Raw genomic sequence first — 14164 nt, 5'->3', positions numbered from 1 at the left:
AGGAGTTTTCCGTTTCGACTGCGCCGGAAGTGGGGCGAATTATAGACACCTGAGAACTGCCGTCAACCACTATTTACGCCTTTTTGGCAGAAGAGGCCTTTTTTGCCTTCAAACGCGGAATCCGGTGGGCTAGCGGCGGTAGCCGCAGCGCTAATAGCAACGCGCCTATAGATGCATAGATCGCCCACTCCTTCAGATCGGCGCGCACAATCCAGAGCATATGCAGCAATCCAAGCCCGAGAACGACATAAGCCAGGCGATGGAGCTTCTTCCAACGCACACCCAAACGACGCTGACTGTATCTATTGGACGTCACAGCCAATGCCAACAAACACAGAAAGCCCAGCGCGCCGACAATGATGTACGGACGCTTGCGCAACTCGACACCCAGCTGCGACCAATCAAACCCCAGGATGAATGCCAAGTAGGCACTCAAGTGCAGAACGACATAGGCAAAACACCAAAGACCCAATTGCCTCCGGACAGCAATCCATCCCGCCCACCCCGTGAGCTTCTGCAGCGGCGTCATGCTTAATGTAATGAGCAAAAGCACAAGCGTGCCCAATCCCAATCGATCAACCAACACCTTGCCCGGATCTGGCCCAAGAACATCCGCCCAAGCCTGATACAACCACAACAGTGGCCAGATCGACGCAGCAACGAAAACACCCACGCGCCAAAACGGATATCGCATCAGTAGTTCTTCCGCAGATCGAGCCCTGTATATAGAGAAGCGACTTCGTCCGCATAGCCATTGAACATTTGCGTGTCACGCACATTCGGCTTGAACAGACCACTCGGCAGCCGTCGCTCACGGGCTTGGGTCCAGCGAGGATGGTCAACCGCAGGGTTCACGTTCGCGTAGAAGCCATACTCGTCCGAGGCAATACTCTGCCAAGTAGTTTTCGGCTGCTCGCTGACCAGACTTATCCGCACGATGGACTTGATGCTTTTGAACCCATACTTCCATGGCACGACCAACCGCAGCGGCGCCCCATTCTGATTCGGCAACTCACGCCCGTACATCCCCACCGCCAGAATCGCCAAAGGATTCATCGCTTCATCCAATCGCAGCCCTTCTATATAAGGCCAGTCGATCAAGGCAAAACCAGAGCGCTGCCCCGGCATGCTCTTGGGATCCTGCAGGGTTTCGAAGCGAATGAATTTGGCCTTTGAGGTTGGTTCGACTTGGTTGAGCAAAGCCGAAATGGGGAAGCCTATCCATGGAATAACCATCGACCACGCCTCCACACAACGAAGACGGTAAATACGTTCTTCCAACTGATAAGGCTTCATGAAATCTTCCAGCGCGTATCGCCCTGGCTTCCCCACCTCCCCGTCCACAACCACAGTCCATGGCTCGGTCTTCAGCGCACCAGCGTTCGCAGCCGGGTCACCTTTGTCGGTGCCGAACTCATAGAAGTTGTTGTAGTGGGTCGCATCCTTGAAGGGTGTGATCGCCTCATCTTTAACGTTAACCGCCCCCCATTGGGTAGAAGGAAGCTTTTCGCTAAACCAGGAAGGCGCCTTGCCAGGTTCGACATCCGGGTAACGCGCCGCTTCATCGGCCACCGCCCATCGAGGCAGAGCGCTCACGGCCAACCCGGCAACGGCAGCACCCAATACATTGCGTCGAGAAAGATAGAAGGATTCAGGCGTGACGTCCGACTCTAGGCAGTCGGACGCTTTTGGGACTTTGATCAGCATGGCTACTCCGCAGCATTGGAGAACAGATGCACCAACAGACTGCGGAGTATGAGGGAAATTACATCACTCGACGCTTTTGCGCCGACGAAGATGCAACAAGTACTGCACCGGACCGGAAGCTGCGTAGGCGAGGAACACCAACAGCAGAATGCGCGGCGGATCGCTGAACACCACTGCGAACACCAGGACCACCGCAAGGATCGCCACGAACGGCACGCGTCCTTTCAGGTCCAGCTCCTTGAAGCTGTTGTACTTGATGTTGCTGACCATCAGCATGCCCGCAGCCGCAACCATCAGCGCCACCAGGAAGGACATCTTGGAGCCCTGAATGCCGTAGTCGCTGAACGCCCAGACAATCCCGGCCACAACACCTGCTGCAGCCGGGCTGGCCAGGCCGATGAAGTAGCGCTTGTCGGCAGTGCCGACCTGGGTGTTGAAGCGCGCCAGACGCAGCGCAGCGCCCGCGACATAAATGAAGGCGACCATCCAGCCGACCTTGCCCATGTCACCCAATGCCCAGCCAAACGCCAGCAATGCCGGCGCAACACCGAAGGCGACCATGTCCGACAGCGAGTCGTACTCGGCACCGAAGGCGCTTTGGGTATTAGTCATGCGGGCAACGCGACCGTCGAGACCGTCGAGCACCATGGCGACGAAAATCGCGATGGCGGCGAAAGCAAAATACTTGCTCGCACCAATCGAATCACCGGCACTCAAGGCACTCTGGGCGCTCATGGAGTTGATGATGGAATAGAACCCTGCGAACAGGTTCGCAGTGGTAAACAGATTCGGCAGAAGATAGATGCCACGATGCCGGACTTTACGGCCTTCAGCGTCATGCCCTTCTTCGACATGCTCATCGATGGGCAGCAGGCTTTCGGCGTCAGAGGCCTGCTTTGGCTCTTCGGGACGTTCGCTCATGGACAATACCTTGCAACGGGGTGGAAAGTTTCGACAGATGTCTGCGACGCCGGTTCGCATCGCAAACGATGCAGCTTTATACCAGAACAGACCGTCCAAACGAAAAAACGCGGCCTAAGCCGCGTTTTTCGTACAAGTGTCAGACTTAGTTTTTGGCTTTGTCGACGATCTTGTTGGCACCGATCCACGGCATCATGGAGCGCAGTTGCTCGCCGATGATTTCGATACCGTGAGCGGCGTTGTTACGACGCTTGGCGGTCATCGAAGGATAGCCGGTAGCGCCTTCGCTGATGAACATCTTGGCGTATTCGCCGTCCTGAATACGTTTCAGGGCGTTGCGCATGGCCTGACGGGATTCGGCGTTGATCACTTCCGGGCCGGTCACGTACTCGCCGTATTCGGCGTTGTTGGAGATCGAGTAGTTCATGTTGGCGATACCGCCTTCGTACATGAGGTCAACGATCAGCTTCAGTTCGTGCAGGCATTCGAAGTAGGCCATTTCCGGCGCGTAGCCAGCTTCAACCAGGGTTTCGAAACCGGCTTTAACCAGCTCAACGGTACCGCCACACAGAACGGCTTGTTCGCCGAACAGGTCGGTTTCAGTCTCGTCCTTGAAGGTGGTTTCGATGATGCCGGTACGACCGCCACCAACGCCGGCAGCGTAGGACAGTGCAACGTTTTTGGCGTTGCCCGAAGCGTCCTGGTAGATAGCGATCAGGTCAGGGATACCGCCGCCCTTCACGAATTCGGAACGTACGGTGTGACCTGGAGCCTTCGGCGCGATCATGATCACGTCGAGGTCAGCGCGTGGCACTACCTGGTTGTAGTGGATCGCGAAGCCGTGGGAGAAGGCCAGGGTGGCGCCTTTCTTGATATTCGGCTCGATTTCGTTCTTGTACAGGGCGGACTGGAACTCGTCCGGGGTCAGGATCATGACCAGGTCTGCAGCCGCAACAGCGGAAGCAACGTCGGTCACTTTCAGGCCGTGGGCTTCGGCTTTGGCAACAGTAGCCGAACCTTTACGCAGGCCAACGGTAACGTCAACGCCGGAGTCTTTCAGGTTGCACGCTTGAGCGTGGCCCTGGGAACCGTAACCGATGATGGCAACTTTCTTGCCCTGGATGATCGACAGGTCGCAGTCTTTTTCGTAATAAACTTTCATGAAATTCCCCTATATATCCAGGCCGTGCAGGCCGTTCGCTAATTTGGTTTAGATGCTGAGTACTTTGTCGCCGCGTGCAATCCCGGTTACGCCGCTACGGACGGTTTCCAGAATCGAGGCGGTGCCGATGGACTGAATGAAGCTGTCGAGCTTGTCGCTGGTACCGGTCAGTTGAACGGTATACACGCTGGCGCTCACATCAACGATCTGCCCACGGTAAATATCGGTAGTGCGCTTGATCTCGGCGCGCTGGGCGCCGGTGGCCTTGACCTTGACCAGCATCAGTTCGCGCTCGATGTGAGCACTTTCCGACAGGTCGACCAGTTTTACCACTTCGATCAGCTTGTTCAGGTTCTTGGTGATCTGCTCGATGACTTCATCGTGCCCCACGGTGGTCAGCGTCAGACGCGACAGGGTCGGGTCTTCGGTTGGCGCCACGGTCAGGCTTTCGATGTTGTAGTTGCGCTGCGAGAACAGGCCTACCACACGAGACAGAGCGCCGGGTTCGTTTTCCAGAAGCAAGGAAATAATGTGCCGCATGATTAGGTACGCTCCGTCTTGCTCAGCCACATATCGCGCATGGAGCCGTCTTTGATCTGCATCGGGTAGACGTGCTCGCTGGTATCGACCGAAATATCGATCACCACCAGGCGATCTTTCATGGCGAACGCTTCTTCCATCTTCGACTTCAAATCTTTCGAATCGGTGATGCGCACGCCAACGTGACCATAGGCCTCCGCCAGCTTGACGAAATCAGGCAGCGATTCCATGTAGGAATGAGAGTGACGGCTGCCGTAGCTCATGTCCTGCCACTGGCGAACCATGCCCAACACACCGTTGTTCAGGATGACGATTTTTACCGGCAAACCATATTGCAGGCAGGTCGACAGTTCCTGAATGTTCATCTGGATGCTGCCCTCGCCCGTTACGCAGGCGACGTCGTCATCCGGGAAGTTCAGCTTGATGCCCATGGCCGCCGGGAAACCGAAGCCCATGGTGCCCAGGCCACCGGAGTTGATCCAGCGGTTCGGCTTGTTGAACTTGTAGTACTGCGCCGCGAACATCTGATGCTGGCCCACGTCGGAAGCAACAAAGGCATCGCCCTTGGTCACTTCGCACAGGGTTTCGATCACAGCCTGCGGCTTGATGACACTGCCGTCGCCCTTGTCGTAAGGGAACAGGCCGCGATCACCCTTCCACTCGTCGATCTGCTTCCACCAGCTGGCAACGGACTCCTTGTTCGGGGTCTCGCCGATTTCCTTGAGGATCGCGACCATTTCGGTCAGGACGCTCTCGACTGGACCCACGATTGGCACGTCGGCCTTGATGGTCTTGGAAATCGAAGCCGGGTCGATGTCGATGTGAATGATCTTGGCGTTCGGGCAGAACTTCGACGCACCGTTGATAACACGGTCATCAAAGCGCGCGCCGACGGCCAGAATCACGTCAGCATGGTGCATCGCCAGGTTGGCGGTGTAGCTGCCGTGCATGCCGAGCATGCCGATGAACTGACGATCGGTGCCTGGGAAACCGCCCAGGCCCATCAGGGTATTAGTCACTGGCAGGTTGAGCATTTTCGCCAGCTCGGTCAGCGGCGCTGAGCCACCACCGAGAATAACGCCGCCGCCCGAGTACATCACAGGACGCTTGGCCGCCAGGAGCATTTCTGCCGCCTTGCGGATTTGCCCGGAGTGACCGCGAACGGCCGGGCTGTAGGAGCGCAACTTGGCTTTTTTCGGGAAGACGTATTCGTACTTCTCGGCCGGGTTGGTCATGTCTTTCGGGATATCGACAACGACTGGACCAGGACGACCGGATTGCGCCAGGTAGAAGGCTTTCTTCATGACTTCCGGGATTTCCGACGCGTGCTTGATCATGAAGCTGTGTTTCACGATCGGCCGGGAGATACCGATCATGTCGGTTTCCTGGAATGCGTCGGTGCCCACCATGGTGCTCGGCACCTGGCCGGAAATCACCACCATCGGAATGGAGTCCATGTAGGCCGTAGCGATACCGGTAATGGCGTTTGTTGCGCCAGGACCGGAAGTCACCAGTACCACGCCGGCTTTACCGGTGGCACGGGCGTAGCCGTCAGCCATATGGGTAGCCGCTTGTTCGTGACGAACCAGGATGTGGGTCACTTCCGGTTCTTTGAACAGGGCATCGTATACATGAAGAAGAGCACCACCCGGGTACCCGTAGATATATTTGACGCCTTCGTCACGCAAAAAGCGGACGAGCATCTCACCGCCAGATAAAAGCTCCACGTTGCTCACCTCTAAAACGCCAGAATACCGCCCACGAAAAATGGGACGGGTCTTAATAGGTTTACTTCTCAGCAGAGCATGAGCGACGGTGGTCGCCGACTACGTCAGCACTGACTGAGCAAGTATTGGGATCGTCCCAAGTGTTGCGGGCCTTTCCCACCCAGCGCGAGGTAACGCGTTGCGGGTGTAACAGGTCGGCGCTGGTGTGCGCCTCATGATCTGCTGAGAGGGTCTGCTTCTGGCAGTCCCTGTACAGCGGACTTTGGATTCTTCTGTTTCGCCCTTCGCAAGTCAAGCCGTCAATGTGCTTTATTCTAGTAACCACATGAGAACGCAAGAAAAAACCCATAAATCCCATGTGTGTTAGCTTCAATTGCGCAACTTTTGACAAGGAATTGGCATGCGTACGCACTTCTTCACCGCCGGCCTGATGCTCGCGCTCAGCCCGTTGTCCATGGCCGCGCAGATTTACAAGTGGGTCGACGCCCAAGGCGTTACCCATTTCGATGCACAGCCGCCGCAAGGCCAGCAAGCCACTGTAGTGGTAACGCCCTCCTCACCCGCCAGCAAGCCGCCCACAACCACCAATAGCGGCGTGATCGGCGATCAACGGGCCATCGACAACACCGTAAAGAAGCAGGTCGCCGAGCAGCAGGCAGAACTGAAAGTGTTTTGTGATCAGGCGCGAACCAACCTGGCGCAGCTGCAGAACAACCCGCGGCTCAGAGAGGAAGTGGAAGGAGAATTGCGCCGACTGGATGATGCACAGCGGCAAGAGCGCATAAGCGAAACGCAGAAACAGATCACAGATAACTGCCAGTAATCACTGGCAGCGTCCGATTCAGCGGGAGGCGGTAATCAGCAGATCAAACTCTTTGAGCAGCACTTGCAGCTGTCGATCCTTGCCTCGAACATTGCGCCCAGCGAAGACCATTTCCGCCATTTCCTGAATGCCCGAAGCGTTCGGCAACGGGAGATCCTGTTCCAGGATTGCCTTCATGCGCGGCAGGAAAATCCACTGCAGCCACTGTTCGAACTCCAGCGTATCGACCGAAAACGGTTCGACGCTGGAAAGCGCTTCGGCGGATGGAGGAACGTCGTCCCACCAGCCTTGCACCCGCAACTCACGCTCGATCAGCAGCAGCTGATCGGCGATTTCAAGAAAACGCGCATCCATTACGACGTAACCTTGGCTTTCTGACGGGCCAATGCGGCGCCAGCGGAATCACCCTGTTTCTCACGTGCTTGGGCAATCAATTCCCACAGACTGGCCTGAAGTGCTGGACGACCATTGGCGAAAGTCAGGCCACGGCGAGCGAATTGCTCAGCCTGCGGCGCGTCACCTTGAGCCATGCGCACTTGCGCCAGACGATAAAGCACTTGCGGTTCACGCGGGGCAACACGCTGGGCGCGCTCCAGACTTGAAGACGCACCGTTAAGGTCGCCACCGGCCTGTTGCTGCTGAGCGGTGGTCAACAGTGCCAGGACCGGACCGTCCAGTTGCTCGTCAGCGGACAGCCCGCCGGAGCTGGCCGACGGAATCCCGCTCGGGGTCGACGGCATGCTGTAGCTGCCCTGATTGATCGGCGCGGACTGAACCGGCGACGTATCAATCGGCCCTGGCGTAATCGGACCCGGGGTAATCGGCGTGGTGCTGATCGGCGTCGACGTCGTTGCACCGCCACCCGGCACCATCACGACCACACCGGTATCGCCTTGTGGAATTTCCTGAGCCTGAGATTGCACAGGACGTTTTACTGTCGTCTGACGGTAACCACCGTTCGCAGAAACGCGCTCGCTATTGGAAACCGTGGTGCCGGAGTCCACTACCGGAATCGAGCCACGCTGTACGCTGGAACAACCGCTGAGCAAAGCTACGGCGGCAACCGCTGGAATCAACCACTTGTTCACTTGAAACCCTCTTTGCTTAATTCATCCAGCCTTTGACCCAATCCATCACCGTTTCGCCGGAAGCAGGGCCTTCGCCACCGCATGCGGCGCCGGGAGGCGGTTCGCTGCCGCGAATATACGGCATCTGCACGGCGCCTGGGCAACCGGCATCAGAGCCTTGTCCTGTCCGTGAATCGACCCAGGCCTGAACGACATTATCCGGCTGCGGCATGTCCAGCGGCAACGGATCGGCTTTGCGCATGAAACTGGTCCAGACCTGCAACGCACCGGTAGCGCCAGTGAATGGCGTCTTGCCGTTATCGTCGCGACCGAGCCAGACCACTGCCAGCAAATCCTGGCTGAAGCCCGCGAACCAACTGTCCCGCGAATCGTTACTGGTGCCGGTCTTGCCGGCCAGGGTCAAGGTTTTCGGCAACACGTTGTAAACCGAACTACCGGTACCTTCACGCATGACCCGTTGCATGGCGCTCTGGATCAGGTAGATGGACGCCGGATCGAAGCGCTGCTGAATCTGGAACGGATAACGCTTGAGCGGCTCGCCTTCGGCCGTCAGCACGCTACGAATCCCGCGCATCGGTGTATTGAAACCACCGTTGGCGAGGGTCTGGTACATGGTCGCCACTTCGATCGGGGTCATGCCGCCCGCCCCCAGCAACATCGACGGGAACGCCGGGAATTCGCGGGTAACCCCCAATCGGCCGAGGGTCTTGAGCACATTCGGCACACCCACCGCCAGGCCTAGACGCGCGGTCGACAGGTTGTAGGAATGCGCCAAGCCTTGATAAAGGAAAACCGTGCCATGGGAGCGGCGATCATAGTTCTGCGGTTTCCAGACCTGACCGTCCGCACCTTTGACCGAGAAGGATTCGTCTGACAGCCAACTGGTCAATGTGTACTGACTCGGTTTCTCGAGTGCTGTCAGATAAACCGCCGGTTTGATCAACGAGCCGATCGGTCGCACCGCATCCAGTGCGCGGTTGAAGCCGGCAAAACTGGCCTGACGACTGCCGATCATGGCCTGGACTTCGCCGGTTTCCGGATTGGTCACGACCATGGCCGCTTCAACGTCATCGGAACCCTTGCGCCCGGACAGGCGCTTGAAGGTGTCGTTGACCGACGCCTCGGCTTTCATCTGCAGGATCGGGTCGAAGCTGGTGAAGATTCGCAGGCCTTCTTCGGTCAAGTCTTCGTCGCGATAGTCTTCGCGAAGCTGGCGCTTGACCAGATCGAGGAAGCCAGGGAACGAGCTGTCCGCCAATTTGCCTCGCGTAGTCACTCCCAACGGCATTTTTTTCGCGGCAGCGACCTGCTCGGCGGTGGCGACGCCCTGTTGCTCAAGCACATCGAGCACCAGATTGCGCCGCTCGAGCGCCCGCTCAGGATTGCGACGCGGGTTGTAATAAGACGGGCCCTTGACCATGCCCACCAGCATTGCGACTTGATGCAGCTTCAGTTCCGACAATGGCTGCCCGAAGAAGAACTGGCTGGCCAGACCGAAACCATGCACCGCCCGCTGACCATCCTGACCGACGAACACTTCATTGAGGTAAGCCTCAAGAATTTCTCGTTTGTCGTAATGCAACTCTAGCAACATCGCCATCATGGCTTCGGTGAGTTTACGGCTCAGACTGCGTTCACTGGTCAGGTAGAAGTTCTTGACCAGTTGTTGCGTCAGCGTACTGCCGCCCTGAGTCATCTTGCCGCCAGAGGTGTTGACGTAGACGGCTCGTGCAATCGATTTCGGCGACACGCCCCAGTGGCTATAGAAATCCCGGTCTTCCACGGCGACCAGGGTTTCCAGCAAATACGGTGGGACCTGATCGATTTTGATCAGAATGCGGTCTTCGAGGTTCTTCGGATAAATCCCGCCAATCAGCAGCGGCTCCAGGCGCACCACGGATAGCTTCGAACCGTTCGTCGCCGAGAGTTCGGCGACATAGTCACCGGAGAAACGCACACGTACCGGCTGAGCACTCTCCTTGCCTTCATAGAACTGGAAGCCACGGGTATTCAAGTCGACAGTATTGCCGCTAACCGCCGCCGCGCCGGGGCCATTGCTCACGCTTTCACGGCGATAGCCCAAGGCATCGAGCTCAGTGAGAAAGTCGTCGCGACTCAGCTTTTGTCCGACGAACAGCTCAAGCGGACGCGCGTAAACCTTGGCCGGAATCGTCCAGCGCTTGCCGGAGAACTTCTCCTGCACGATGGCATCGAGATAAACGGCGAATCCGGCCAGCACCACAAGGCCGACCAGACTGAGTTTAAGGGCCCAGCCCAGCCAAGGCCGCAGGCCTCGGGAAGGTGGTTTTTTAGGAGTGCGGGGGGATCGAGTACGAGTCATGGCGGCGGATTATACGCACTTTATTCATACTCAACAGGAGCCCTCCGAGTTTGCGTTAGGCTGGCTAGCCGCCATAATGACGACCTGAATTTTCCAGACTCTGAAGGATCACCCTGTGAGCCAGTCCCTGATCGCCGCCCTGCAAAACCCGGCCCTTTTTCCGCATCCAGTTGACGGGTTTCAGGTCATAGAGACCCATATTTCCTGGGTGCTGCTCACCGGCCCCTATGCCTATAAAGTGAAGAAGCCGGTTAATTTCGGCTTTCTTGACTTCACCACCCTTGAGGCTCGCGAGCATTTTTGCGGCGAAGAGCTGCGTTTGAACCAGCGCCTGACAGATGATTTGTATCTTGAAGTGTTGCCAGTCACAGGCACTGTCGACGCTCCGCAACTGGGCGGCGAAGGCCCGGCCATCGAATACCTGCTGAAAATGCGCCAGTTCCCACAAAGCGGCCTGCTCAGCACCTTGCAGGCCAATGGCGAACTGACCACCGCGCACATCGATGCGATGGCGGCGCAAATTGCCCGGTTCCACCTCAATGCACCGAAAGTACCGAGCGAACACGAAGCCGGCACCCCGGACAGCGTCATGGCACCGGTGCGCCAGAACTTCGATCAGATCCGTCCATTCCTCAGCGACAAGGCTGACTTGCTGCAACTCGACGCCCTGCAAGCCTGGGCAGAGAGCAGCTTCGATCGCCTGAAGCCGGTACTCACCCAGCGCAAGGCCGACGGTTTCATCCGTGAATGCCACGGCGACATTCATTTGGGTAACGCGACGGTGATCGACGGTAACGTCGTGATTTTCGACTGCATCGAGTTCAACGAACCGTTCCGCTTCACCGACGTGTATGCCGACGCCGGTTTCCTCGCCATGGACCTTGAAGATCGCGGCCTGAAGTGCCTGGCTCGTCGCTTCATCAGCCAGTATCTGGAACTGACCGGCGACTATCAGGGCCTGGAGTTGCTCAACTTCTATAAAGCCTACCGTGCATTGGTTCGCGCCAAGGTCTCGCTGTTCAGCATGCCCGCCGACGCCACCCCGGTGCAGCGCGCCACCACCCTGCGCCAATACCGTACCTATGCGAACCTGGCGGAAAGCTACAGCACCATTCCTTCGCGCTTCATGGCCATTACCCACGGTGTTTCCGCCGTTGGCAAAAGCCACGTTGCGATGCGCCTGGTGGAAGCGTTGGGCGCGATTCGCCTGCGCTCCGATGTCGAGCGCAAGCGCCTGTTCGGCGAGCAAACCGTCGCGAACGACCTGCAGGCCGGCATTTATAGTGCCGACGCCAGCACCGCGACTTACAACCGCCTGCATGAAATTGCCGCCGTCATCCTCCACGCCGGTTTCCCGGTGGTGATCGATGCCACTTACCTCAAGCATGATCAGCGCGCCAGCGCCGCAAAAATTGCCGAGGCCACGGGCGCGCCGTTCCTGATCCTCGACTGCAATGCACCACAAGCGGTCATCGAGAGCTGGCTGGCCCTGCGCCAGGCAGATAAAGCAGATCCGTCCGACGCCACGCTGGAAGTCATCGCCGCTCAGCAAGCCACCCGGGAAGCCCTGACGCCAGCAGAAATCCTCTGCAGCAAACGCGTTCAAACCAATGAAAGCGGGACGCTCGACACAGTCGTGGCACAAATTCGCCAACGCCTGCCAGGCCTGTAAAAAACTATTTCAGTCGTGAAGCGTTCACCCGCTTCACGGCTGTCAAATAGTGGCACTATACTGGCGTCATAAAACCATCAGGTGATGCGACATGAGCCAGCCGAAACTTCTCGACACCCCGCTTTACGCCTTGCTGCACAAAGACGACATCACAGGTTTTAACAACGAACGCCCCAAGGATGGGCCTGTCGACATGGTCGGTGGTGACTTCCGGGGTCTTGATCTGCGTGAGTTGAACGCCGACGGCGTCGATTTCACCGATGCTTATTTCCGCTCCGCCGATTTGCGCGGCATCGACTTTCGCAAAGCATCGCTTGAAGGCGCGAGCCTGGCTCATGCGCAGATCTCCGGTGCGTACTTTCCGGCAGAGCTGAGTGCCGACGAGATTCTGATGTCGATGAACTTCGGCACCCGACTGCGTTACCGCACCCGCTGACCGTTAACGTAACTTGACGAGTCCGGTGCCCCCGCTTCGCACTGGACTTCGGGCAGACTTGCCCTGAATCACGACCTCTTCAGCGCCTTTCCCGATCCTTTCCCAGATTTTCATGCATCCGCGAGCGCCTGCCTCTTAGAAGCATTTGCGTAGAAAACGACCAAACAATCACGCTTTTCCTACTGATGGCTACACTCCTCAGAAGCTTGCCCACGCACCATTCGGCCATCGCAAGGAGGCTTGATGAATGATGAACTGCAACACCTAAAAAATCTTGGCAAGACGTCGGCGCAATGGCTGCATGCCGTGGGCATCCACAGCGCCTCGGACTTGCGTCGCCTGGGGGCGGTGGACGCTTATCGGGCCGTGCGCACGCGCGGGTTTCGAGCGTCCAAGGTGTTGTTGTATGCAATCGAAGGCGCCCTGATGGACGTGCACTGGAACGACATTCCTGCCGAACGCAAAGAAGCCCTGAATAAACAGCTGGAAGCTATCTCGTCGCGCCACAAGAATTGAACCAGTGCCCCTTTCATCCTGGCGCACTAAAAACGACAGACCAATATTCAATGATTACAGTAACTTATCGAGATAGAACGACAGAAATCAGGCAAACAGGAAATCAGCTGTTGACTTGGTAATGAGAATCGCTATGATTATCACAACTGGTCGCGAGACTGGTCGATATTCTGAAAAGCCCTTGGTTCGGACTCTCAGATTATCTCCTCATCAGGCTAATCACGGTTATTTGACCCGGCTCTTGCCGGGTCTTTTTTTGCCTGTGGAAAACTACTGGCTTATATCAGCGGGAAAGAACCCGTCTGACAGTTTCTTCAGGCTTTCCGGCAATCGTGGCCCCAACCCGCCTACCAGCAAAGTGGGATCAAGCTCGATGACCCGCCCATCCCTGGCTGCGCGGGTAGAGGCCAGAATCGGATTTTCCTTGAACAACGCTGCCCGCGCCGCGTCGCCGCTCAACGCTCTGTCGGCAAACACCAGCACATCGGGATCCAGACTCACCAGCGACTCGTTCGAAAAGGGCTTGTACCCAGTGTGGGTTGCCAGATTGTGGCCACCGGCCCGTTGCAGCAACCAATCGGCGGCGGTGTCCTTGCCGGCGATCAACGGCTTGCCGCCAGCGTGTCCGAGCAACAACAGCACACCCGGAGAGGGTTGCTTCAGTTGCGCCTGGGTAACCCGGACCTTCTGCTGCTCCAGCGCCGTTGATAAGTAGTCAGCAATTGAGTTGCCCGTTCTTCGGCGCCGAGCAACCTGCCCAAATGCTGCAGATTGGTTTGCAGCGTCGGCAGGTCCGGCTGGGCCGAGAACAGTTCGACCTGCACGCCTGCGCTACGAATCTGCGAAAGCACCGGTGGCGGCCCCATTTCTTCGGTTCCGACCAGAATCTGCGGGCGCAAACTCAGTACACCTTCCGCCGAAAGCTGTCGTTGATAACCGATACTGGGTAGAGCCTTGAGGGATTCCGGGTGTTGACTGGTGGTATCGACGCCCACCAGTTTCGACTCACCGCCCAAGGCGCTGACCCACTCCGAAAGCGCGCCACCGGCACTGACCCAGCGCTGCGGCAAGTCTGCCGCGGCGGCGTGATGACTGGCGAGAAGTCCGACACAAAGCACGGCGACGCGGGTACTCAGGCGCATAAACAGCTTCCTTTGAGGGTTTCCCGGGCATCAGGTGGGCAGGGCACGTATCCTGTGCACCTGGCACCCGCACCCACGGGGCAAGTCAG

The 14164-nt window shown here is 57.7% G+C and carries 13 protein-coding genes and 1 pseudogene; 4 read left to right on the top strand and 10 right to left on the bottom strand.

What is annotated here, in order from left to right; all coding sequences use genetic code 11:
* Positions 1-73: 73 nt before the first annotated feature.
* The 6 genes from msrQ to ACW9JC_RS14330 form a co-directional block, all read right to left on the bottom strand.
* Entirely contained in the window at positions 74-694 is a 621-nt protein-coding gene (gene msrQ / locus ACW9JC_RS14355; RefSeq protein ID WP_457455549.1) for a protein-methionine-sulfoxide reductase heme-binding subunit MsrQ, read from the bottom strand.
* On the bottom strand, positions 694-1707 hold the full coding sequence (gene msrP, locus ACW9JC_RS14350; protein ID WP_457455547.1) for a protein-methionine-sulfoxide reductase catalytic subunit MsrP: 1014 nt from the start codon (positions 1705-1707) through the stop codon (positions 694-696). Before msrP ends, msrQ begins: the two co-directional genes overlap by 1 nt.
* A gap of 63 nt (positions 1708-1770) precedes the next feature.
* Entirely contained in the window at positions 1771-2628 is an 858-nt protein-coding gene (gene pssA, locus ACW9JC_RS14345; RefSeq protein ID WP_338583059.1) for a CDP-diacylglycerol--serine O-phosphatidyltransferase, read from the bottom strand.
* A 145-nt stretch (positions 2629-2773) separates the two neighbouring features.
* Positions 2774-3790: a ketol-acid reductoisomerase gene (gene ilvC, locus ACW9JC_RS14340; RefSeq protein WP_007948647.1), complete on the bottom strand. Its 1017-nt coding sequence runs from the start codon at positions 3788-3790 to the stop codon at positions 2774-2776.
* Positions 3791-3838: 48 nt separating this feature from the next.
* Entirely contained in the window at positions 3839-4330 is a 492-nt protein-coding gene (ilvN, locus tag ACW9JC_RS14335; protein ID WP_003176102.1) for an acetolactate synthase small subunit, read from the bottom strand.
* Positions 4331-4332: 2 nt separating this feature from the next.
* Complete coding sequence (locus tag ACW9JC_RS14330; protein ID WP_457455545.1) at positions 4333-6057, bottom strand: acetolactate synthase 3 large subunit; 1725 nt, start codon at positions 6055-6057, stop codon at positions 4333-4335.
* Between the two features lie 400 nt (positions 6058-6457).
* On the opposite strand from ACW9JC_RS14330, the gene ACW9JC_RS14325 reads away from it, so the two are divergent.
* A complete protein-coding gene (locus ACW9JC_RS14325; protein WP_457455544.1) occupies positions 6458-6880 on the top strand; it encodes a DUF4124 domain-containing protein in 423 nt (140 codons plus the stop codon).
* 18 nt (positions 6881-6898) lie between these two features.
* Here the strand turns inward: ACW9JC_RS14325 and ACW9JC_RS14320 are convergent, their stop codons facing one another.
* The 3 genes from ACW9JC_RS14320 to mrcB are packed head-to-tail and all read right to left on the bottom strand — an operon-like array spanning position 6899 to position 10309.
* The gene (locus tag ACW9JC_RS14320) at positions 6899-7234 is read right to left on the bottom strand and encodes a YqcC family protein (RefSeq protein ID WP_457455542.1); all 336 of its coding nucleotides are present in this window, start codon (positions 7232-7234) and stop codon (positions 6899-6901) included.
* The gene (locus tag ACW9JC_RS14315) at positions 7234-7968 is read right to left on the bottom strand and encodes a hypothetical protein (RefSeq protein ID WP_338583064.1); all 735 of its coding nucleotides are present in this window, start codon (positions 7966-7968) and stop codon (positions 7234-7236) included. Before ACW9JC_RS14315 ends, ACW9JC_RS14320 begins: the two co-directional genes overlap by 1 nt.
* 16 nt (positions 7969-7984) lie before the next feature.
* The gene (gene mrcB, locus ACW9JC_RS14310; RefSeq protein ID WP_457455540.1) at positions 7985-10309 is read right to left on the bottom strand and encodes a penicillin-binding protein 1B; all 2325 of its coding nucleotides are present in this window, start codon (positions 10307-10309) and stop codon (positions 7985-7987) included.
* Positions 10310-10424: 115 nt separating this feature from the next.
* Here mrcB and ACW9JC_RS14305 point away from each other — a divergent pair, with 115 nt between their 5' ends.
* The 3 genes from ACW9JC_RS14305 (at position 10425) to ACW9JC_RS14295 (ending at position 12933) form a co-directional block, all read left to right on the top strand.
* Positions 10425-11981 (top strand): bifunctional aminoglycoside phosphotransferase/ATP-binding protein, encoded by a 1557-nt coding sequence (locus tag ACW9JC_RS14305; RefSeq protein WP_457455538.1) that lies wholly within the window; start codon positions 10425-10427, stop codon positions 11979-11981.
* 91 nt (positions 11982-12072) lie between these two features.
* Entirely contained in the window at positions 12073-12417 is a 345-nt protein-coding gene (locus ACW9JC_RS14300) for a pentapeptide repeat-containing protein (protein WP_416128978.1), read from the top strand.
* Positions 12418-12660: 243 nt separating this feature from the next.
* The gene (locus ACW9JC_RS14295) at positions 12661-12933 is read left to right on the top strand and encodes a TfoX/Sxy family protein (protein WP_007971093.1); all 273 of its coding nucleotides are present in this window, start codon (positions 12661-12663) and stop codon (positions 12931-12933) included.
* Between the two features lie 270 nt (positions 12934-13203).
* On the opposite strand, the pseudogene ACW9JC_RS14290 reads toward ACW9JC_RS14295, so the two are convergent.
* Positions 13204-14075, bottom strand: a pseudogene (locus ACW9JC_RS14290) (heme/hemin ABC transporter substrate-binding protein).
* Positions 14076-14164 lie beyond the last annotated feature (89 nt).

This window comes from Pseudomonas sp. SDO5591_S426 (assembly GCF_054070755.1).
Note: the sequence above shows the minus strand (reverse complement) of the source record. Positions and strands in the feature narration are given on the sequence as shown.